The organism is Myxococcus qinghaiensis, from assembly GCF_024198215.1.
In the GTDB taxonomy this organism is placed as follows: Bacteria; Myxococcota; Myxococcia; order Myxococcales; family Myxococcaceae; genus Myxococcus; species Myxococcus qinghaiensis.
In genome coordinates this window covers 188,238-209,208 of sequence record NZ_JAKCFA010000011.1, presented here as the reverse complement: position 1 = coordinate 209,208, position 20,971 = coordinate 188,238, and the positions used below count along the sequence as shown (strand labels likewise).

Below are 20,971 nucleotides of genomic sequence, written 5' to 3'. Positions count from 1 at the left end.
AGGCCCGCGGGCCGGTGTCGCCACGCGCCTCCACGGGGACGCTCGGGCGCGTGCCCCATGGCATGTCACTTGCCTTGGGTCGACGCGCAGGCGTTCAGCCTCTTTGTCTTGGGAACAGTGAATGACCACGGGCCGTCTGAGCCGACGTTTGTCTTCTTGGATTCTCATCGTGTCGCTCTCGGTCGGCGTCGTCGCGGGGTGCGACTCGGGCGATCCTTCCCCCGGGGAACAGCCCTCGCCCGACGGTGGGACGAGCTCACCGGATGGAGGACCTTCTCCTGACGGCGGGACGACTTCGCCGGACGGAGGGCCTTCGCCGGACGGAGGGCCTTCGCCGGATGGTGGGACGACCTCACCGGATGGTGGGCCACACACACCTCCCGAGTTCACCTGGGGCCAGGGCACGGAGACGGGCACGCTGGTGGGCAACGTGTGGACGCCGGGGCGCGACGCGACGGGGCTGGTGAACGAGGCGTCATGGGCGCTCGTCCCGAAGGACCGGTGGATTGAAGTCGCGGGGACGCCGCTCACCACCCTCGACGCGGAGGTCAAGGCGGCGCTGCCTGGCTTCCGAGACCTGGGCTCCCAGGGCATCGCCGGGGTCATCAACGCGTACTCTGGCGTCGCGCTGGATGCGCCGCGCGCGCGTTGGTGGGCTTTTGGTGGGGGCCATGCGGACAGCTCCAACAACGGCATCTATCGCTTCGACATGTCGAAGATGCGCTGGAGCATCGAGCAGCTCCCGGACCACTCGGCGAACTGGGCGGGGGTTCCCTGGGGGAATACGTACAGCAGCTATCCTCCCGCCTCGGAGTACGCCAGGACGCATCCGGACAGCGACGTCTCCGGGGACGAGTTCTTCGACCCGGTCCGGCCCGCTGCCTCGACAGGCAACCCCACGGCCCGTCATACCTACAACGGGCTCGTCTACAACCCGGACCTCGATGAGGTTGCCTTTGGCGTCCGGCGCATGTGGCGCTACAGCCTGACGACGCGCAAGTGGACGCGCCACAACCCGTTCAACACCCCGGGTGCCTCCTACAATGGAGAGACGGGTTACGGTGGCGCTGCAGGGTGGACGTTCTGGGACGAGGTGGCTGGCCGTTATGTGTTTGGCCCCACGGAGAACGGCAACTATTCGCGGTGGTGGTCGTTCGGAGACGCGGACACGTCCTGGAAGTGGGAGGTCATCACGCCTCCCGTCTGGTTTTTCGCGCAGATGGCCAGGGTGGGGCGCACGCTGGTGAGCTTCCCGGCTCCGGGGCACGAGGAGCCGCACGTGCACTTTCCCCGACTGATTACCTACGACCTGGACACGACGAAGTGGGGCGAGCTGAAGCTCACGAGCGACCTGGTGCGTGCGCGCTGCTTCAGCGAATACTTCGAGGGGACGGTGTTCGCCTACGTGCCTCCGCTCAATCGCTACATCGCCGCGTTCCGGTATGACCGCGATGGCGATGGGAGCTTCGAGTACCGGACCTACGAGGTGGACCCGGTGGCCCTCACGCTGCGCGAGGCGCCCCAGTACGAGGCCGGCGCCTTCGGCGGGTGGCATGAGCTGGTGAAGAACCGCCTCTTCTACCTCGCGACGCACCACGCCCTCGTCTACGTGCGCAAGGGCGAGGAGAACCTGCGCGTCTTCAAGCTCCCCTGAGCCGTCGAGCAACGCGGCACGTCGACTCGTGCCGCGTTGGAAGTCCGCGAGAGGCGCAGGGGCCTTTCACCAGGGCGCGATGGCCGCGTCCGGGAAGAAGGAGAGGAACTGGCCGTTGGCCATGGACTGGACCTGACGGTAGCTGTCCGCGCGGTAGAGGTAGACGTCGTCGCGCTGGTCGTTGTCGTGGTCCAGGACGACGACCTTGTCCTGGTGCTGGGTGAAGTCATACGCCCAGGTGCCGCCGATGCCCAACCCGCCGTAGGCGATGGAGAAGCCACCCGCGCCATTGCTCTGGAGCATGTAGGCGGCCTGGCTGCCTCGACGATGGAAGAACAGGTCGTCGAAGCCGTCGTTGTTGAAGTCGAGCTTCACCGCCCGGTCCCAACGGTCCAGCAGGTCATACCCCCCGATGCCCGAGTTGCTTCCGGACTGCAGGGAGTAGCCGCCCGTGGCGAGGCTGCGTGCCAGGTAGGCGACGCCATGCCCCGGCCGGTACATCAGCAGGTCGTCACGGTTGTCTCCGTTGAAGTCGAGCACCACCACGTCATCGTTGCCGTCCAGGAAGTCGAAGCCCATGAAGCCGAACGCCTGGTTGCCGGTGAAGCCCGTCGTGGTGTTGCGAATCAATGCGGCCAGGTTGCCGCCCGGGCGGAAGAAGAACAGGTCGTCGCGGCCATCGTTGTTGGAGTCGAGCACCCGCACCTGGTCGCGGGAATCCTGGAGCGCGAAGCCGGCGATGCCCGAGGTGCTGGCGAAGGCCTGTGAGAATGTCCCGTCGCCGTTGCTCCGGGCCACCCAGGCCACGCCGCCACCCGGACGGTAGAAGAAGAGGTCCTTGAAGCCATCGGTGTCGTAGTCGAACGCGGCGGCGCGGTCATGGGGCCCGCTGAAGTTGAAGCCGGCGAAGCTGCTCGTCGCCGTGGTGGTGGTGAAGGTGCGGTCGGCATTGCCCCGAATCGCGTAGGCGGGACCGCCCCCGGGACGGTAGACGAACAGGTCGTCGCGGCCATCGTTGTTGAAGTCGAGCACCACCACCCGGTCATTGCCGTTCCAGAAGTCGAAGCCCGCGCTCATGATGCTGGTGGAGCGGCTCCAGCTCCCGAGCGTGTTGGAGAACCCCACCCACGCCTGACCGTTGCCCGGGTGGTAGCCGAGCACGTCATCCAGGCCGTTGCCGTCGAAGTCGCCGGCCACCACCTGGGGGCCTCGCTTGTACTTGTCCGCGACGCCCCATTTGTCCCAGCCGCTGAGGATGGGCCACAGCCCCGTGAAGCCAGGGCAGATGTTGTAATACATGACGGAGGTGGAGTCGAAAGGGGTCAGCGCCCGCCAGTCGTTGGTCTCCGCGCAGGACGACCCCGGATAGCGGGTGTGCTCATGACGGAAGCCCAGCGTGTGTCCTATCTCGTGCGTGAGGATGCCGGCCAGCTCGTCGACGCTGTCCTGGGTGACGATGTTGGGGTGGATGAGGATGTTGCGGACGGAGCGCGCCTCATTGGGGAAGAAGGCTCGCGCGTCATACGGGGCGTTGGACGGGGCGGCGCGCACGTCGAAGGTGACGGTGTTGTTGAAGGCGTTGCAGCTGCCGTCCTGTCCGAAGTCGTGGCGGAACGCGACGTAGGCCTCGGCCTCCCAGAAGAGGGCGGCGCGCTGCATGGCCTCGACGACCTTGGCGTGGTGGCTCAAGGACGTGCTCACGCAGTAGGTGAGGTTGTTCGCCTGGACTCCGTTCCACGCCGTGTCCCCGCCCCCTGTCTGATGGATGATGAGGCCTCCTGGCTGGACGTTCCGGGCGTAGTACTCGCGCAGCTTCTCCTCCCCTTGGATGGGGATGTCTCCCTCGACGAGGTAGAGGCCCGTGTCGGGCTCTTGATAGAGCGAAGCCTTGAATTGCTCATACGTGAGTCCAGTGGTGAGGGATTCTTCCGGCGAGGGAGCAGCAGGGCCCGCCGAGCCACCGCAGCCGGCGAGCAGCAAGCCGCCCAAGAGGAATGAGTAGGAACGCATGAGGGTCTCCTTCCGGCGAGTGGACAGCCACGTCGCCCGTTCGTGCACTGCGATGGAGATACGAGAAGGGACGTGCGTCCTGGTCATGGTGAGGCGCGATTTTGGAGTCACCTGGCTCCGGCACGAGGGGTTACTCCGGGTCGAGTGCCCAGGTTCCGTCCTTCCAGTGGCGCAGCGTCATGATTGAGTCGAGGGCGCCGATGCATCCTTCCTTGGCTGCTTCCTCCAACACGGCCTTCGCTTCGGCTGTTCTTTAGCGGAGCAAGAGCCCAGCCGCCGTGGCGCGAATGTCCGTGCGGGGATGCTTCAGCAGTATGGAAAGGGCTTCCCGATCAGCATTCCCATGCTCCCGGAGTTGCTGAAGCGCCGCGATGTATTGTTTGGCGTGGCGATTGCCTGTCCTGGAATCTCCGCGGCTGGGGCCTCGTGGGACTGCGTGCTCAGCCACTGCCTCGGTCGAGTCCCGAATCTTGTGTAGTTGGTTCGGAGAGGTTCGGAGGAGGACGGCTCCTTTGCGGAATCAGGCAATAACAGTGTCTGGGGTTGAAGAGCGGATGTGTTGGGAATGGATGGTTACTCCAGGTCGAGTGCCCAGGTTCCGTCCTTCCAACGTTGGAGTGTCATGATCGCTCCGATGGCGGCAACCCCTCCCTCGTTCGCTGCCGCTTCCAGTACCGCCTTGGCTTCCATTGTCCGGTACCGGAGCAGAAACGCAGCCGCCATGACTCGAACATCCATGCGAGGATGCTTGAGCAGCACGGCGAGGGCATCTCGCCCATCATCCCCCTGCGCGCGTAGCGCCTGAAGCGCGGCGGTGTACTGCTTGGCGTGCTTGTTCCCCGTCCTGGGATCTCCTCGATGAATGGCATCAGTCTGGGCCGTGACATTCCGAGCGAACTGCTCGACCAGTTCTTCCAACGTCATCACCAGACCCTCTTTTTCACGTTCTCAATGACTAATAGCCCGAACTTGCGCTGGGCTTCGTAGGACTGCGTGCTCGACCACTGCCGTACGGTCTGCGTGAGCGACCCAGTAATCTCGTAGCGGACTGACGAGAAGAGCGAGCTGATCTCGGTGTGCAGGCGCTTGTCCAGCCGGATGACGTTCTCTGTGTTGTGAAGGGCCTGGGGACCAAAGCGCTTCACGTTGCCCGGGGTCTGCTCGACGATGTGGTGCCACTCCATGTTCTTGCCCGCTGGACCCATGGCCTTCTTGAAGCCACTGAACGAGCCCCAGGCCTTGTATCCCGTGGGAGGTACCTTGGCGGGGCGGCTGCCGCCCGTGCCTCTGGCTACCATGGCTACCGCGCCGGGAGCGAGGGCGATGGTGACGGTCTCGGCACTCACGGCCACCGTTCCCACGTCCGCGACCGCCGCGAGACGGATGCCCATTTGCGTTTCGGCCTGCACCGCGGCCTGTGCGGCTCCAGGGAGCATGGGCACCTTCGACCCTATCCCCGCCGCCGTGTTTCCAATGGCCACCGTGGCCAACATGGCGAACGCTCGCGCCGCGTTGCGGCCCATGACCTCGCCGTAGCGCTCTCCCGCCTCGCGTAGCTCGTCGAACGTCGTGGCCTGCTCCGCCTCCTCCACCAGCCGCTTGAAGCCCACGATGAGGTTCCAGAACGTATCGATCCCCACGTAGGCAATCAGCGAGGCCGTCATCACGGCTGCGGCACCCTTCGAGAACGGCTCTGGTACCGCGAGCAAGATGCAGTAGGTGGTCCACGTCCAAAGAACCGCCGACATCATGGCCTGAGGGTTGGACATGCCCTTGAAGGCATCCATCATTTCGTCCAATACGGCGCCCTGGGCCAGGGCCATGGCCAATGCGTAGCGACCATCCCCGGTGACCGTGGGGCTCTCCACCAGGAGAAGCAGGCAATCTCCGGGCTTGTTTGTGCGCTCGCACCAGTGCAGGTAGGCGCGCGTCAAACCCACTTCTGTCGTGGTGGGTTCTCCCTCCAGATGTTCGCCTGGACCCAGCGGGACGACACGGTGGCTGCGTGTCTCGTACAGGTACGAGCCACTGCGCGAATCCATCTCGAACAGCCGCCGAGCCGTTTCCTGGGGACGCGTGGAGGGCCGCACGCTACGGGCCAGTGCTTCCACGGCTTCAACGAAGTCGCCTTCGTCCAGTTCCACGGGTGCGGCGTCACCGCTGCGTGAGGTGAGCGCGATGGCCTCCCCATGGCCTGTGTGAAGGCGCACGGACTTCGTGGTGGTGCCGCAACCGGCCAGCAGCACGAGCAATAGGGGAAGCGACCATCGTGACCGCATGCGGAGCCCTCCTGGCGCTGGTCTCCATTCGTTGGGAGTCCATCGTCGATGTAAAGCGGCATCTCAGGAGGCCGAGAGTACCAGAGAGCGCGGGTCCAGGAGGTGTTGGCCAGACGCATCCTTCCATCGAGCTCCAGGGCGCTCCATGCGCAGGGCGACCAGAGACTTGCAGGTGGCCTCCACGTTGCCGCTGCCAATGGGAAGTCCTCGGGCTCGCGCCTGGGCGTAATGCATCCACTCGCCTTGAACTGTTCCACCAACTGCTTCCACGCATCCGGATTGGGTCGTCGCATGCCGGAGTGAACCGGCGAATCCCCCAGTTCAGGCCGCTGGACGTCGGTCGCCCAATCCGCCTCGCCACCTGCTTGATGTTGGGACGGTTGAGCGCTGCCGGTCGCTCACGCGTCCTCGACCTTGAGCGATTGGTTGCTGGCTGTTGGGATGAACGTCAGGTCCGCACTCCCTGGAGCCGCAGGCTCCGGGGCCTCCCTGCGGACCAGCCCGATCACCTGCGCCGCGAAGTGGATCCGATCCGTCTTCAAGATGTTGAAGCGGCCCCGATGCCCCCAGAGTGTCTCTGGATTGTCTGCGCGGATTTCGCAATTCCAGGTTCCGTCGGGCTGGGTGGAAATCCGCACGCGCTTCATGGTGTATGTCCCCTGGTCGATGTAGTCATTCGTCGCCAGCACATAGATGCCATCGTTCTCGATGATGCCCGGCAACAAGGAATTGGATGGGACCTCCGAACCGTCGACCGGATCAAGATGGACCCCGTCCAGGAACCTGAGCGCCACGATGTCCTGGTCCTGCAGCGTGTCCGCCATTGAGGAGCCAGTGACGATGGCGAACGCATCAATCTTCGTTCCGTCGATGGTTTGGAGTGGGAGGTGCGGATCTGGGCTCGGAGCGATGTTCAGACCGGCGGCGATACGGAAGATCTGGTTCAACTTGCGTGCGGATTGAATCGCCTCCGGGGGAACCGTGTACTCCTTGAGCCTGTTCCGGAGGTTGCGTCGAGCAGGCCCTTGGATCCGTTGCTGTTGGGCCTGCACACCAGCGGCAACGACAGGCTCCGGCTTCAATTGAGCAAGAGGCTGTCCCACCGCGAAGGCGAAGAAGGTCCGTAGCCGGTCGTTGAGCGATGTGGACTCGCCGATCTTTCGGGTGACGGTCCACGGTTTGTCGGTCGTCCATATCTCATCGAAGATGTCTTTCTCGAAGTTTGGTTCGTGGACGTGGCTGCGACTGTTCTCCGTCAGGAGTTGTGCGATCTGGGCGTTTGCACGGTCCGCGTTTGCTCCCTGGTCCCGGTCGTAGATGACGCGATAGCCGATACCGAAGGCATTGAGGACCTTCTGGAACGCGGGGATGGTCCATTTCCCCCGGCAGTTGATGAATGTGGTTGCACGCCTCGCCAGGAGGTATCGGGTCAGATCCAGTTCACCGAGCGCGTGGAGCTTCCTCGCGGTGGCTTCAACCGCCGCGATTTCGCAGTCCCCCTCGACTAGGCAGACTTGCTCAGAGAAGAACGCTTCGTTCACGGCCGGGTCGAAGTTGAGCAACATCCGGAGTCTCGCGCGCTGCTGATGGTCCTCCTCGGACTGCGCGAACACGTCCTGGGTGCGCTGTGTGGCGACGGGATGCCCCTGCTTCTTACGCAGTATGACGATGCCGTCGTGGCGATCCGCGAGGTCCAGGAAGACTGGCGAATGCGTCGTGCAGATGACCTGACCGATACCGCTCCGTGCGATCTTCAGGAGAGTGTCGCGCATCCTCCGGCACATTCCGGGGTGCAGATAGATCTCCGGCTCTTCAATCAGGAAGAGCATGTGCTGATGCTCGCGCGACGCGCTCTGTCGGTTCTGCTCCACATAGAGTTGGAGCAGGGCCAGCACGATGGACCGCTGCGCGCCATGGCCCTGATGGTCCGGACGCGTGGACAGGCCCGCATCCAACACCCGGAATTGGGTGCTGCTCGCGAGATCCGAGGTCACATCGGGTGCGTTGAACGTGAGCTCTGCACTGATGTTGATGAGTTCCTTGAACTTCTCCGTGAGCTTCTCCTCCATGCTGGAGACGATCCGGTGCTTGCCTTCCGTGGCGAAAAGGTCCTGGAGCTCCTCCGCTGCCTTCCTGAACTGAACGACCCGGTCGTGGTTCGACAGGTGCTGCTCGAACAGGGAATTCACGATCTTGCGGATCGATGATGCTTTTGCCCCCACGTCCGTCTCTTCGGTCGTTTCGCGAAGCGCAGGAACATAGACGACGTTGGGAAGCGCCGCTTCGAGAGCGGTCGTGCTTCCGCTTGGATAGGGGGTCCACTCGTCTTGCTGGGGGGCGACGAGCAAGGGAGACTTGAGTTCGCGAGCGATTTCAATGAGCTCGTCCAGGGTGACCTTTGTGGATGCAGCCTCTTTCGAGAATCGCTCAAGAAACGGCGTCCACAGTTCATCGGTCCCTACCATCCCTCGAAGCGACTTGAGGGTGAGGATCTGCTTGGTAGATGTCCAGCCCGTGAGCTGGCACTTCGGTGGACGCTCCGGGGTGTAAGCCCAGTTCTCCGAAGCCGTTCCTGGGGCCTTCCAGACGCGTTTCAGACGGTAGCGCTGCTGGCCGCCTTCAGAATAGGTGCTTGCGGTGAGGGCGGCGAGTTCCTTATCCGTGTCAGTAAGCTGATCAAACTCCAGCTCGACTTCGACCGGCCCGCTGGTGGCGTCGTTGCCAGGAAACTGCTCTGACATGACTTTCATATTGGCGGTGCATGCGAGCCTGATGGCCTCCACGATTGAGGATTTCCCTGCGTTGTTCTCCCCGACGATAGAGAGGAAGTCCGCAGAGCCCTGGCGTAGTGCTTCTTTCTGGGGAATTCGCAGCTCAATCGATTTGATGGATTTGTAGTTCCGGATGGCGACGCGATCCAGCCTCATGTGTACGCTCCTCCGTGTCTTGGATGGAGGAGGTTAGGTGCCGCGCTTCATCGCGAACATACCTCCCGAGAGGTATTCCCTCCGCAGGGCTGGCAACGTGTTGGGGCGGTACGTGGCTGAAGCGGCTCCATATCCCCATGGTGCTTGGGCAAACCTGACGAGGTACCACGGCGTCTTTGCTCCAGGCGCCAGACTGCGGCCAATTCTGGTCCCTCAATCAGGTGGGAGAAGGCGAGCGCGGGGGTTGAGGCAGCGGCCAGGAAGGAGCGGATGAAGAGGGCGCCGGGAGTGGACTTTCGCAGAGTTGCTCAGGAGGACGTTCGACTTCGAAGTGTTCGCCTGCGTGAGGTGGGGAGGGAGGAGGCGAGTCTTCGCCTACGTGTAGGGGCCCCTGGGGTGGGGTGATTCTGGATCGCCTGGACTTGCCCACCACCTGTGGGAGGTTGGCCCCGCCCTGGAAGGCCACGCCAGTCCGGTGGTGTTGAGGCTCAAGACAGCAAACAGGCCCGGGCCTCTGCCACGCACATGATGAGAACGAAGCCTTGCCAGGCGTGAACCCAACGAGCTAAACCTGCCTGTCCGCCGGTTGAGAGAGTCGCTCGGGCGGACCCGTCAGCGACCCTCTTTGGCCCATCTGCACCCTCCATCCCTTTCTCAGCAGGGCCCTCATCCCTGTTGTGCGTCAGATGGGCGAACCGCGCTCCTCGACCCGAAGCTGCTGGCTGTTGATGGCTGTCAGCAGCTTGCGCACCAGCTCCATGTACTGCGCATCCGTCATCTGCCTCCGCAGCATCCGCAGCTCCTGAATCTGCGCGCGGCCCCAGCTTCCGGAGGCAAGGCTGTCCTCCACCATCCGGTCGACCTTCTCGAAGGCGGCCACGTTCTCCGGCGTGGGCGGCGGTGGTGGCGCCGGCGCCTTCTCTAAAACCGGACTGTCATCGACAGAGGCTATCGCCGTGCGCAGCTCTTCCCGCAGCAGCTCGCGCAGCTCTCCTCGCAGCGCCGAGAGATCCATGCCCACCGTGGCCCTGGGGCTGGGCGCGACAGGAGGACTCGCAGCTTGCGTCTCCAGCCTGCGCGCCAGCGCCTCCATCCGCGCGTCCTGCCGTTCGAGCCGCATCATCAACTCCTCGGCCGCTGGATTCGGAGTCAAGGCCTGGGCGAAGCCGAAGCCCGCCAACGCCGCCAGGAGCGGTATTCCAATGCGAGACAAGACAGTCGAAGGGATGCTCATGAGAACCTCTGGGTCGGTAGACGCGCGCCACTCGCGAGTGCCCGTCGCGCCTCCCCTCGACGGGCGGGAGGCGCGACGGACCGGTGACGACTACGGAGTCCTCATGTCCAGATAGGACGACGCGCGCACCTCGATGGAGGTGCAGTTGTTGTTCGCATCCCAGTACACGCGAAGATACCCGTCATCCGTGATGGACCTCAGCGCCGCCAGGTGGGCGGCGGACGTCGTGAGGCAGACGCCCATCTGTGCCGACGAATTCCGGGCGGCGACCAGCGCGCGCTCGCCGAACACGCCGTTGCTCTCGAACACGATTTCGACGAACGACCAGGAGTCGGTGGCGTTCCGCGCCCCGCCCATGCTGGCGTAGAAGGTGCGATTCGCGCTGTCGAGGACGACAGGAATGCTGTCCCGGTAACCGGCCCAGGCCGTGCCGCCAGCTCCGAGGACCGCCAGCACCACTCCCAGACCCAGTACTCGCTTCTTCATTGATACAACCTCTTGTGTGCGTGGCCCGCACGGGCCGTCAATCCATGGATGGCTTTGTTGCCCTCATGGTGACGCGAACCTTAGAGACCCCGTCTGACGTGTATCGCCGGATGTCACAACCCACCCGCCTGTGACCTGAAAGGTCACAAAGGCCGTCCTGCCGCAAACCCATCCACGGTGTTCAAGATGGCTTGGGGATTGCTGGCCGGCGCGACGGCACGGGATGGGACCCGCCGGAGGGACGAGCGCTCGGGCACCATTCGGTTCGTCGAGGACCGCTGGCCTGGCACCCTCGTCATTCTCGGCTCGGGGCGCACCTGTTGGCCATGCACTCCGCCCCGCGCGTGTAGACCCGCGCGGGGGCTGCCTTCATCGAGCGCGGCATCCTCCTGGAATCAAGAGGGCACCGCGCGGACCGGCTCAGTCCGCGTTCTCGCCGTCCACGCCGATGATGCAGGAGCACTTGTTCGTGACGGTATTGCACCGGCCCGACATGGTGCCACCGCACTGGGAGTTGGACGTGCAGGTCCGACCAGGAACACACGTGCCGCAGTCCGGGTCCAGGGCGCACACCTCCGAGCAGCAGTTGTCCCGACCACAGCCACAGGTGGGGATGGTGAAGAGACAGTCATAGGCGGTGTTGTTGCACCACACCCGACCGAGTCCGGCGCTATCGATGGAGCACTCCCTGTTCGTGCCGCTACAGGAAGCCGTCGAGCCATTCGAGCACTTCAAGCTCACCGTGCAATCGCCAGCCGCGAGCGACGCCTCCTGCTGGCCCGTCGCCTCGGAGGGCGCGGCTTCGACCCCCTGGGGCTGCGCCTCGGAGGGAACGGGCTCACAGCCCGTCAGGACCAGCGCGACCACGACAAGAATTCCGGCCATCGTCTTCATGAGTGCCTCTCGATTGATTGGGATGGAACGCTCGGGGGAGCGCCCGCGGCGCAATATGACAGCCGACACCTCAAGTGAAGACAGAACTTGTCGTCACGGTCTCAATGTCAGTCATAGGTGTGAAACACCCCGGGGAGTCCTGAGAGACCGCACGGCCGAGTACCACCGCATCCGAGGTGGCCGCTCGGCTCGGGCGGCGAGACACGCTTCAAGGGGATGCGCCGTCGTGGATATCCTTTCGGGAGGTCCCGAGCGGCGCGGCCTCGACTTCGTCACCATTTTGAGACGTGAGGCACTCGATGGCGGAGAGGTAGTCGAGCTGGAAGAGGTCCTGGTCCTGGAGGAAGCGGCTGACCAGATCGGCCATCTCCTCGGGCCGCTCCATGAGGACCAGGTGGTCGGCTTCCCGGATGGTGGTGAACAGCGCCCCGGGAATGGTCCTGGCCAGGTTTCGCACGTGCTCCGGCGGCGTGAGCGGGTCGAACTCGCCGGTGAAGACAAGCGCGGGGCGGTTGAGGATGTGGAGGCGGGGGTCTCGGGCCTTGGCGATCAACCGGTTCTGGACGGCGCTGTATCGGTTCGCCTCGCGCGGGGTGACGGCATAGAAGGCCTTCTCCACCAGCACCCGGGTGGCTTCCGCTTCACGGACGTGGTTGCGGGGATCCTGGTTCACGGTGGCTCGGACCAGGCTCTGGACGAAGGCGTCGAGCTGTCCTTCCAGAATCTGCTCGGCGCGGACGTCGACCCGGGCCGCGGACTCTCGCGGCAGCTCCAATGCGGCTCCCACGAGGATGAGGCGGTCCACGCTCTCCGGATGGCGGTGGGCGAACTCGTAGGCAGTCGAACCCCCGTAGGAGATGCCCATGACGTTGAGCCGGGGGACACCGAGATGGTCCCGCAGGTGCTCCAGGCAGTCCGCGAGGAAGTCGAAGCCACACTCCGCCGACAGGTCATCGGCCACGCCGGAGCCGGGGAGGTCGGCCATGATGATGGTGCCGAGCGGGTGCAGCAGGTGCTCCAGCTTCGGCAACGCATACATGTCCTGGAAGGCGCCCCTGATGATGAGCAGCGGTGACTCGATGAGGGGCTGCTCGGGACCCGGCACGACGCGGTAGGCGTAGCGGATGCCCTGGAAGGTCAGGTACTTCGTCCCCGTGGCCTCCTCGCCCGTGAGGAGGCGCGCGATGGCGTTGGCGGTACGGCAGCGCAGCACGTCCGCCCAGCGGACCTCGCGTTGGAGGTCCATCTCCAGGGCGCGGTGCAGTCGAGCGAGCTGGATGGAGTTGCCCCCCGCATCGAAGAAGTCGTCGTCGACGCCGATGTCGGGCTGGCCGAGGACCTCGGCGAAGAGACGACGAATCCGTCGGACCGAGTCCGTGGTGTGGGTCGCCGGCGCGATGATGTCGGTGGTCTCGGCCACTGTCATGGCCACGGGGACCCCCGCCGCATCCACGACGCGAATCCGCGCGAGCGCGCCTCTCGCGGCCTCCAGGGACAGCGCGGGGCCTCGGGCGAAGAGGCGACGCAGGGCGCGGGGAGGCCCGGCGAGTCGTGAGCGGAGGTGATGGCCGCTCGGGAGGACCCCGACCCAGCCGACGGCATCCGACGAAGCGGCGGCGATGGGCAGCGACTCCAGCGCCTGCGCGGGCTCCATGGGCGCGTGGCCGCGCGCCACGGCCTGGCCCGTCACCTCCAGGTCGGCGGTGCGCTCACCGCGCCAGTAGCTCCAGCCGATGCTGTGACAGGCAGGAGGAAGCGCCGCGCGGAGGCTCTCGGCGAGACACTGCTCGGCGAAGGCGTCGAGCGCCGCATTGCAGGCGGCATGGGTGCCCTGGAGCGCGCCGCCGACCGCGCCGACGGCGGAGGAGAACAGGATGAGGCGACAGCCGGGCCGGTGCTTCACGAGCCGCCAAAGACTCCATGCGCCCGCGAGCTTCGGGTCCAGCGCGCGGGCCAGGTCCTCGAGCGTCGTCTCCAGGAGGGGCTTCTCCTCGTAGGCTCCCGCCAGGTGCAGCATTCTGTCCACGGGACGCGACCACTGCGTCTCCGCGTGCTCGACGGCGAGCCGGACGGCATCCGCGTCCCCGACGTCGACGGCGCGATACAGCACCTCGCCCTGCTCGCGCAGCGACGCGAGCGCTGTCCGCGCCACCTCGGGCAGAGAAGCCTCCGGGGTGCGGCCGAGCAGCAGCACGCGGGCGTCATGCCGGGTGACGAGCCATTCCGCGATGAGCCGGCCCAGATGGCCAAGCCCTCCGGTGAGGACGAAGAGGCCCCCTGGCTCGAACCCGGGAACATCGATGAGCGAACCCTCGGTGTGAATCGGCTCCATCCGGAGGACGTGGCGACCATCGCCTCTCCATGCGACCCCGGGCTCGACGCAGAGCGCGTCGACCTCGGAGAGGATGCGGCGCGCGTTGGTGTCGGGGGCTTCGAGGGGAAGGTCCAGGTGGCTGGCGCGCAACCAGGGCAGCTCGAGCTGGGCGGTGGCCAGCAGACCGCGAACGGGTGCGTGGTGCACGGTGACCGGGTCGTCATCGAGGACGCGCTGGCCGTGGGTGGCGATGACCCGCAGCAGGACCTGCTCGGGGCGTAAGGAGTCGAGCGCCCGCAGCAGTGGGACGAGCCAGCCACAGGCTCGGAGACAGGCCTCGCGTTGAGCCTCGAAGGACTCCGAAACTCCCACCGGAGCGGGCGCGGCGAGGTGGAGGATGTGTCGGGGCAACATGCCGGCCTCCCGCAGCTCGGCGAGCAACAGGAGGAGGTGGGCCGGGTTCTCCACGTCCATGCCATAGTTGCTTGGGCCCTCGCGGACGAGCCCGGGCGTCGACGTCGGGACGACGGTGACATAGGGCTGGGCGCGACGGTCCAGCTCCCGGCGGAGGGCCTCCCCGAGACGTGGGTCGCCTTCGATGAGGAGGACCGTCGCATTCCGCTCCTCGCCGTGCACGTCGGCGTCGAGGGGCGCGGAGGGCCAGGTGCGCCGGTAGAACCACGCGGGCAGGCAATGGTTCGCGTCCACCCGTGGTTCCGCTGATGCGAGCTTCGCAGCGTATCGACTGGCGAGGAGCGTCCGCTGAATCTTGCCGAGGTCTGTCTTGGGAATGTCCGTCCTGTCGACTGGGACGAGGTGGTCGGGATGGATGCCATGGCTCCTGGCCACCGCGGCGCGGATGCTTCGAAAGGCCTCCTGCTCGTTCGTCCCCGGCAGCAGGTGGAAGAAGAGGGCGAGCTGGTCTGTCGATGCCCCATGCGGGCGGACCGCGCAGGCGGCGGTGTACGAGCGTTCGATGAACGGCAGCTCCTCCACCGTGGCTTCAATCTCATGGCCGAAGTGGTTGGTGCCGTTGATGATGATGGTGTCGCGGGAGCGGCCCGTCAGCGTGAGGCGACCCTCGTGCAGGAAGGCGCGGTCGCCGGTGCGGAACCAGCCATCAGCGGTGAAGGACTCGCGGTTGGCGGCGTCGTTGTCGACATAGCCTCGCAGCACCGAGGGCCCCTGTATCTCCAGGGAGCCGACCTCGCCCTCCGTGAGCACGCGGTCCGTGTCATCGACGATGCGCAGTCGCACCCCGGGGATGGGCGGCCCGAGCGACACGACCGCGTCGTCGTCGGACGTGGTGGAGAGGTTGAACTCGGAGGAGTAGGTGACGCCCGAGGAGGTCTCGGACATGCCCCAGGCTGGCCACATCGCGGTGTCGCGCAGGCCGTGGGGGGCCAGGGCGCGCAGGAACTCGCGGGCGGTCCTGGAGGAGATGGCTTCGCCACCGTTGAGCAGGATTCGGACGCGAGAGAGGTCCCACCGACGCACGCTCTTCTGGCGGCTCAGCTCTCCGGCAATCAGGCCGAAGGCGAAGTGAGGTGCCCAGCTCAAGGTGGCGCCGTAGCGCTCCATCCAGTCGAGCCAGCGCAGGGGCTCGCCGAGGATGAGCTGGGTGGGGACATGGACCTCCATGCTGGAGGAGAGCAGGTTCCCCGTGTGCATCATCGCGAGGCTGCCGCCGTGCTCCAAAGGCATCCAGCTGAAAGACACGTCTTCGGGGCCCGTGTGCTTCACCCGCGCGGAGCCACGGGCCTCGGTGAGGATGGATTGATGGCGCAAGGGCACCGTCTTGGGCGTACCCGTGCTGCCCGAGGTGAACAGCAGCAGGGTGACGGCATCGGGAGACGCGTCGCGATACGGCGCCACCGGTTCGTGGTGGGCAAGGTCCTCGACGGAGGACCCTGTCAGCGTGTGTCCGTTGGTCGCGGCGAACGCCTGGAGAGAAGCGAGCCTGGATGAATCGGTGAGGATGTGGGGCTCGTGGAGTGCCTTCCATGCGGCGAGGAGCTTGCTCACGCCAGGAATCCCCTCGGCGTACTCGGCGGGAGTCGCCAGGGGAGCGGGAACCAGGCCCGCGAGGATGGAGCCCCACAAGGCGGTGATGAAGTCGCGAGTCCCTGGCAGCTGGAACAGCACCGTCTGGCCGGGTTGCAGCCCCGCGCTCCGCAGTCCGCCCGCGACCCGCAGGGCCCGCGAGAGCAGGTCGCGATAGGTGTCGGTGCGCTCGACGCCGTCCGCCTCGACATGGATGATTCGCTGTTCCGGGCTTCGCTCGACGGCCGCGAGGAGGACGTCGGTCAGCGTCTGCTCCGCTCCTGAAACGGCAGGGCCACCGTCGGCGATGGCCAGCCGTGCGGGGGGGCGGAGCCGGGGGTCCTGGCGTGGCCGGGGCATCGGCCGGGGAGGTCGACTCGGTGAGGGTGTCGGACGTCGCCGCATGGCCAGGGGCGCGTCGGAGCCGCAGGGCTTCGGGCGTGTGGCCCGCGTCCGCGACGGACACCTGGAACTGTCCGGCGCCCAGCAGCCCGTCCACCACCCGCTGGCAGGTGTCGACCAGTGTGTCATCGAGCACCGCGAGGCCGGAGCCCTCCAGGGAGAGGGCCTGGCGCGAGGGAGGAATGGCATGGACCAGGACCACGTGCAGCGGGCCCACCTGCGGGGGACACGTGGCGCGGATGTGCTCGATGACCGCCTGCTCGGTCAGCGGACCCCGGGAGGCCACATGTATCAAGAGGCCTCCCGGGGCTGTCACCTCATTGCGTGGACGCGGGGTGACGACACAATCCGCGACCGTTCTCATCCTCAGGACAGCGGCCCGCACCCTGGCCCGCACTTCTGAGTCCCGTGTCGACAGTCCCTGCATGTGCTCCCCCCTCGGAAAAAGCTGAAGGGGGCATGGATAGGCAACAGGACTGGCGCTGCCCAGCGGGACGAACGTGCGACGCGGAAACCACTAGGAGCCGCTGGGGCAGCCCAGTCCGGGACAAGGACAGAACGTTTCCTCGCAGAGCAGGCGCGAGGCATCACATTCCTGCTCGGCCTCGGGAGTCTGGGCTCGCGACATGCACCGCAGCCACAGCCAACCGCAGTCGTTACATGCCATCGCCTCGACATCGCCTGTCGTGTCGCTCACGGGTGGGGACTGGAGATTTGCGTCCTCTTCGTTGACGCCACAACCCACCAGCAGTCCGACGGCCAGAACCATTCCGACAAGTCTTCGCACGTGCGCTCCTTGGTTGTGATGCATCGCCAATTTCGCACGCGCGCTGACGCGCCTCAACTCGGGGCGACGCGGAACCGGGCGACACGCCCAGCCCGCGAAGCGATATGCACGATACCAGCACGCGTTGTGTTTGCTGTCGCGTGGCAGGAGTCGCGGCACCACCCGTGGTCAATCAGGGGGAAGTTCATGGCAACTTCCGAGCCGTTCGTGCTCCGGGCACTCGTGTGTGCATTCGGGGTGTGGGTCATGTTGTGCGTGGGTTGTGGTTCCGAGCCCGAGCCGCCGGCCACCGCCGCTCCGCTCATCCTCGAAGGTCCCATCGTCGCCGTGCCGCGCGCGCTGGCACCTGACTCGATGCGCAAGCTTCGCGAGGGGCTCGGCGGCGCCGCCAGCGTGCTCCAGGTCAACTCCTCCGAGACGTTCTACCTGGCGCTGCGCAAGAGCGAGCTGGGCCAGCGCTGGTTCATGTCCGTCTACCTCAAGCAGCACCACCCGGAGTCCCTGACCGGTCGCAGTGGGGGCTCCACGCTGGGCGTCCGCGTGGTGTCTTTTCGCGTGCAGAACGACACGCTCTACGCGTTCGACGCGGACGACACCCAGGTACGCAGCACGCTCTTCGACCCGGAGGAAATCATCGAGGCGTGGCCCATCGTCACCGACCACCGCGACTTCAACCGCCTGGGGGGCTCCGACCAGTACATCCTCTTCGACCCTTCGCGGGGGCTGGACCGGGTCATCGGCGTGGACACTCTCCGAAACGCGATGTACGGGCCGGGCTTCGAAGTGGAGCTGGCCTTCGCCCAGCGCTTCCGCGCGCTGAAGGACGGCATCTCCTTCGAGAAGATCTTCACCGGCCACGGGCAGATTTCCTTCGATGTGCCGGGCGCCTTCCCGGAGGCTGACAACCACCGGGTCACCGCCACGGTGAGCATCGCGTTTCGCCGCTACCAGGAGGGCGCGGGCTACACCCCCACGCCGCCTCCCCCTCGCGAGCACTACTTCATCGGCGGGGAGCGCATCGTTCCCGACTCGGGTGGCGTCGTGACGGAGGTGGCCACGAAGTGGAACATCCACCCCGGGATGAAGCCCATTGCCTGGGTGCTCTCCGAGGAGTGGGTCGCCGCGCAGCAGGACCCCCGCTACAAGGACTATGACGTCATCGGCGCGGTGAAGCGGGGCGTGGAGCACTGGAATGCCGCGTTCGGCTTCCCGGTGTTCACCACCCGCATGGCCATGCCGGGCGAGTCCTTCGCCGACGACGACAAGAACTTCGTCATCCTCGACCCGGACCCGAGCTACAACCTCGCCTACGCGAACACGCGGGGGAACCCGAACACCGGCGAGACGCTCGGGGCCTCCGTCTACGTGAACATCTCCTGGCTGGACCGGGCCATCGGGGTCATCACCGGCACGTCGCCGACCGCTCCGGTGCAGGGGGCTAACGGGCCTGTGCCCGGCGCCTTCGAGTTGCGGTGGAATGGCATGGCGCCTTCGCGGCTGTGCGAGCTGAACCACTCGGACGTGGAGGCCCGGTTGTCGGGGCCTCGCGAGCAGGTGTCGATGCGCCTCGGCGGGCAGTCGGCGCTGTCGACGAAGGAGCGGGTGGAGCGCTTCTTCACCGTCGTGGTGATGCACGAGGTTGGTCACACACTGGGCCTGCGCCACAACTTCAAGGGCTCGCTCGGGTTCCCGGCGTACTCGGTGATGGACTACATCTGGCCGCTCGACCAGGAGCACCGAGGCGGAGGGGTGGGGCCTTATGACGTGTCCGCCGTCCGCTACCTGTACGGCCTGTCCTCCGCGCTCCCGTCGGAGCCCTTCTGCACCGACATGGACATCCTGCGGGACCCCGACTGCAGCCGCTACGACGCCACCTCCGTCCCGCTGGAGCTCTTCCACGGCCCCGCCTACCGGGAGGCGCTGATGGCCGCGCTGGAGGAGGGCGGGGAGCCCCCACCCGACGCGGCGCTCAACGGCGTCCTTCAGTACGTGCGCGCCGGCCGTTCCATCACCGAGCGGCTCCGCGCGTGGACCCTCGCCGTGGAGGGCATCCAGGCCCCCCTTCCTCCAGAGGTGCTGGCCCAGAAGCCCGTGCATGGCGCCGTCTCCGATGTGGAGCTGACTCGCGTCCTCCAGCGGCTGTATCTGGATTCGCCCAGCGAGCGGGGGTCCATCAGGATTGACCCTCGCCCGGACACGGTGCTGACGCCCCTCATCCTCGGGCAGGTCCGCGCCGTGCTGCTCAACGTCGACGGGGTGCGCGGCTACGCGTCGCGGCGGGTGATGGTGCGCCTGCTGCAGAAGCTGCAGACCTTCGAGGCGTACGCCATCCTCCGCGAGGCCCGTCTCGAGGTGGAGGCACGGTTGCCGACGCTGTCCGGCCGGGCGCTGTACGAGGCGGAGAACCTCGCCAGCCACCTCCAGCAGGCGACGTCTCCGTACTTCCCGTAGGGGAGGGAGTTCAGGGGCGAACGGCGGGGCGGCGCCGCAGGCTCAGCGGCAGCAACAACACGAGGAGCAGGGGCCACAGGCCCGGGCTGGCGCCGCAGCCTCCGCTGTCCTTGGGGGTGTCCGTGTTCGTGCCCGCGTCCGTCATCCCAGTTCCCGCGTCCGGAGCTCCCGCATCGGGAAGGCCGGCATCGGGCTGTTGCGTGACGGGCTGGCAGTCGCCGAGCGAGTGCTCCAGCGCCCCCAGGGTATAGGGCCCGGTGGTGGGCCGTGGCCGCTGGCAGAAGTCATCGGTGACGGTGCTCCTGGCGGCGGCGGCGCCCACGAGCTGCGTCACCGGGCCCTTCAGCGTCAGGTCGCCCTGAACCGGCGCGACATACCAGGACGTCCAGGTGCCCATGGCCACATTCGTCAGGTTCGTGCCCGCGGTGAAGCTGCCGGAGTCGCGCCCCCGGATGACGGACGACAACACGTTGCCGTGGGCTTCGCCGGTGGAGGACGGGAAGCGGAAGTCCACGCCAGTCGTTCCGATGAAGGTGTTGAAGAGCACCTGCGTGCGCGCGGCCCGGTTCAGGTAGACGGCGACATCCGAGCAGTTGGCGACGATGTTGTTCCGGATGATGCCATCCGAGTGCTCGGGGTCACACGGCACCGTCGGGTCGAAGGCTGGCGCACAGAACGCCGCCCCCGTTCCCCCGCCCCCGAAGGACAGGCCGATTCGTGTGTCCGAGGCCGGCAGGTCCCTCGCGCAGAAGACGCGGTTGCGCTCGAAGAGCCCCCGCTTGCCGCCGCTCTTCATGAAGGCGCCGTAGGCGATGCCTCCCTGCTTGGAGAAGTCGTGCAGCTCGTTGTCGCGGACCACCCAGTCGTCGCCCGTGTCGATGTTGAGCTTGGTGACGGGCGTCCCTGTCGCGCGCGGGCGCGTGTCGTAGATTTCGTTGCGCTCGATGAGCCCGCGGTGTGGCATCTCGAAGACGTCGCTGGCGTTCTTCGTCGCGTTGACCTTGAGCTGGGCGTTGAAGTCGCGCACGCGGCTGTTGCGCAGAACGAAGCCCTCCGCGTGGCCGGTGACGTGGAAGGCGTGCTCGCAGTCCTGGTCCTGGGCACAGATGCCTTCGATGGTGAGCCCGTCGAAGACCCAGGCGCGACCCGAGACCTTGAAGCCCTCGGTGGCGTTGAAGCGGATGAGCGCCGCGTGACGGTTCGCCGCGCGCACGGTGATGGGTTGGGCGTCGGTGCCCTCCGCCGCGCAGTTCAGGTTCGCGTTCACCGTGTAGGTTCCATCCGCGAGCACGATTTCGTCGCCGGCCTTCGCGGACGACAGCGCGGATTGCAGCTCCGCCACGGTGGCAACGCTCTTCGTGGCGGCGACGGCTGACAACGGCAGGAGGAGGACGACGAGAGGGGTGGTTCTCATCCAGGGAACTCCAAGCGAGGGGGCCTTGGAGTGTAGCGCGTCACGGGAAGGGGCGTGGGTCCATGGAGCCGTGGGT

Annotated in this window: 12 protein-coding genes and 1 pseudogene; 3 read left to right on the top strand and 10 right to left on the bottom strand. The window is 66.2% G+C overall.

What is annotated here, in order from left to right; genetic code table 11:
- Nucleotides 1–169: 169 nt before the first annotated feature.
- Complete coding sequence (locus LZ199_RS22200; RefSeq protein ID WP_253995735.1) at nt 170–1,654, top strand: proline-rich domain-containing protein; 1,485 nt, start codon at nt 170–172, stop codon at nt 1,652–1,654.
- A gap of 66 nt (nt 1,655–1,720) precedes the next feature.
- Here LZ199_RS22200 and LZ199_RS22195 read toward each other — a convergent pair whose 3' ends face one another.
- The 9 genes and pseudogenes from LZ199_RS22195 to LZ199_RS22155 form a co-directional block, all read right to left on the bottom strand.
- Complete coding sequence (locus LZ199_RS22195) at nt 1,721–3,664, bottom strand: M57 family metalloprotease (RefSeq protein ID WP_253995734.1); 1,944 nt, start codon at nt 3,662–3,664, stop codon at nt 1,721–1,723.
- A 573-nt stretch (nt 3,665–4,237) separates the two neighbouring features.
- The gene (locus LZ199_RS22190) at nt 4,238–4,588 is read right to left on the bottom strand and encodes a DUF2019 domain-containing protein (RefSeq protein ID WP_253995733.1); all 351 of its coding nucleotides are present in this window, start codon (nt 4,586–4,588) and stop codon (nt 4,238–4,240) included.
- On the bottom strand, nt 4,588–5,943 hold the full coding sequence (gene sitA5, locus LZ199_RS22185; RefSeq protein ID WP_253995732.1) for a SitA5 family polymorphic toxin: 1,356 nt from the start codon (nt 5,941–5,943) through the stop codon (nt 4,588–4,590). Before sitA5 ends, LZ199_RS22190 begins: the two co-directional genes overlap by 1 nt.
- Before the next feature lie 72 nt (nt 5,944–6,015).
- Nucleotides 6,016–6,186, bottom strand: a pseudogene (locus LZ199_RS22180) (ISKra4-like element ISMfu2 family transposase); the annotation flags it as partial.
- Nucleotides 6,187–6,341: 155 nt separating this feature from the next.
- The gene (locus LZ199_RS22175) at nt 6,342–8,870 is read right to left on the bottom strand and encodes an AAA family ATPase (RefSeq protein ID WP_253995731.1); all 2,529 of its coding nucleotides are present in this window, start codon (nt 8,868–8,870) and stop codon (nt 6,342–6,344) included.
- Between the two features lie 682 nt (nt 8,871–9,552).
- Nucleotides 9,553–10,104 (bottom strand): hypothetical protein, encoded by a 552-nt coding sequence (locus LZ199_RS22170; protein ID WP_253995730.1) that lies wholly within the window; start codon nt 10,102–10,104, stop codon nt 9,553–9,555.
- Nucleotides 10,105–10,194: 90 nt separating this feature from the next.
- On the bottom strand, nt 10,195–10,590 hold the full coding sequence (locus LZ199_RS22165) for a hypothetical protein (protein ID WP_253995729.1): 396 nt from the start codon (nt 10,588–10,590) through the stop codon (nt 10,195–10,197).
- A 420-nt stretch (nt 10,591–11,010) separates the two neighbouring features.
- The gene (locus LZ199_RS22160; protein ID WP_253995728.1) at nt 11,011–11,484 is read right to left on the bottom strand and encodes a hypothetical protein; all 474 of its coding nucleotides are present in this window, start codon (nt 11,482–11,484) and stop codon (nt 11,011–11,013) included.
- A gap of 208 nt (nt 11,485–11,692) precedes the next feature.
- The gene (locus LZ199_RS22155) at nt 11,693–16,201 is read right to left on the bottom strand and encodes an alpha/beta fold hydrolase (RefSeq protein ID WP_253995727.1); all 4,509 of its coding nucleotides are present in this window, start codon (nt 16,199–16,201) and stop codon (nt 11,693–11,695) included.
- A 43-nt stretch (nt 16,202–16,244) separates the two neighbouring features.
- Here LZ199_RS22155 and LZ199_RS22150 point away from each other — a divergent pair, with 43 nt between their 5' ends.
- Both LZ199_RS22150 and LZ199_RS22145 read left to right on the top strand, forming a co-directional pair.
- Nucleotides 16,245–16,646, top strand: a complete 402-nt coding sequence (locus tag LZ199_RS22150) for a hypothetical protein (RefSeq protein WP_253995726.1) — start codon at nt 16,245–16,247, stop codon at nt 16,644–16,646.
- A gap of 570 nt (nt 16,647–17,216) precedes the next feature.
- Nucleotides 17,217–19,481 (top strand): zinc-dependent metalloprotease, encoded by a 2,265-nt coding sequence (locus LZ199_RS22145; protein ID WP_253995725.1) that lies wholly within the window; start codon nt 17,217–17,219, stop codon nt 19,479–19,481.
- 10 nt (nt 19,482–19,491) lie between these two features.
- Here LZ199_RS22145 and LZ199_RS22140 read toward each other — a convergent pair whose 3' ends face one another.
- On the bottom strand, nt 19,492–20,895 hold the full coding sequence (locus LZ199_RS22140) for a chondroitinase-B domain-containing protein (RefSeq protein ID WP_253995724.1): 1,404 nt from the start codon (nt 20,893–20,895) through the stop codon (nt 19,492–19,494).
- Nucleotides 20,896–20,971 lie beyond the last annotated feature (76 nt).

Excerpts from the sequence above, each read along its gene's own strand:
- LZ199_RS22175 (WP_253995731.1), bottom strand. The coding sequence starts at position 8,870 with ATGAGGCTGGATCGCGTCGCCATCCGGAACTACAAATCCATCAAATCG.
- sitA5 (WP_253995732.1), bottom strand. The coding sequence starts at position 5,943 with ATGCGGTCACGATGGTCGCTTCCCCTATTGCTCGTGCTGCTGGCCGGT.
- LZ199_RS22160 (WP_253995728.1), bottom strand. The coding sequence starts at position 11,484 with ATGAAGACGATGGCCGGAATTCTTGTCGTGGTCGCGCTGGTCCTGACG.
- LZ199_RS22195 (WP_253995734.1), bottom strand. The coding sequence starts at position 3,664 with ATGCGTTCCTACTCATTCCTCTTGGGCGGCTTGCTGCTCGCCGGCTGC.
- LZ199_RS22190 (WP_253995733.1), bottom strand. The coding sequence starts at position 4,588 with ATGACGTTGGAAGAACTGGTCGAGCAGTTCGCTCGGAATGTCACGGCC.
- LZ199_RS22140 (WP_253995724.1), bottom strand. The coding sequence starts at position 20,895 with ATGAGAACCACCCCTCTCGTCGTCCTCCTCCTGCCGTTGTCAGCCGTC.
- LZ199_RS22165 (WP_253995729.1), bottom strand. The coding sequence starts at position 10,590 with ATGAAGAAGCGAGTACTGGGTCTGGGAGTGGTGCTGGCGGTCCTCGGA.
- LZ199_RS22145 (WP_253995725.1), top strand. The coding sequence starts at position 17,217 with ATGGCAACTTCCGAGCCGTTCGTGCTCCGGGCACTCGTGTGTGCATTC.
- LZ199_RS22150 (WP_253995726.1), top strand. The coding sequence starts at position 16,245 with ATGGCCAGGGGCGCGTCGGAGCCGCAGGGCTTCGGGCGTGTGGCCCGC.
- LZ199_RS22155 (WP_253995727.1), bottom strand. The coding sequence starts at position 16,201 with ATGCCCCGGCCACGCCAGGACCCCCGGCTCCGCCCCCCCGCACGGCTG.
- LZ199_RS22170 (WP_253995730.1), bottom strand. The coding sequence starts at position 10,104 with ATGAGCATCCCTTCGACTGTCTTGTCTCGCATTGGAATACCGCTCCTG.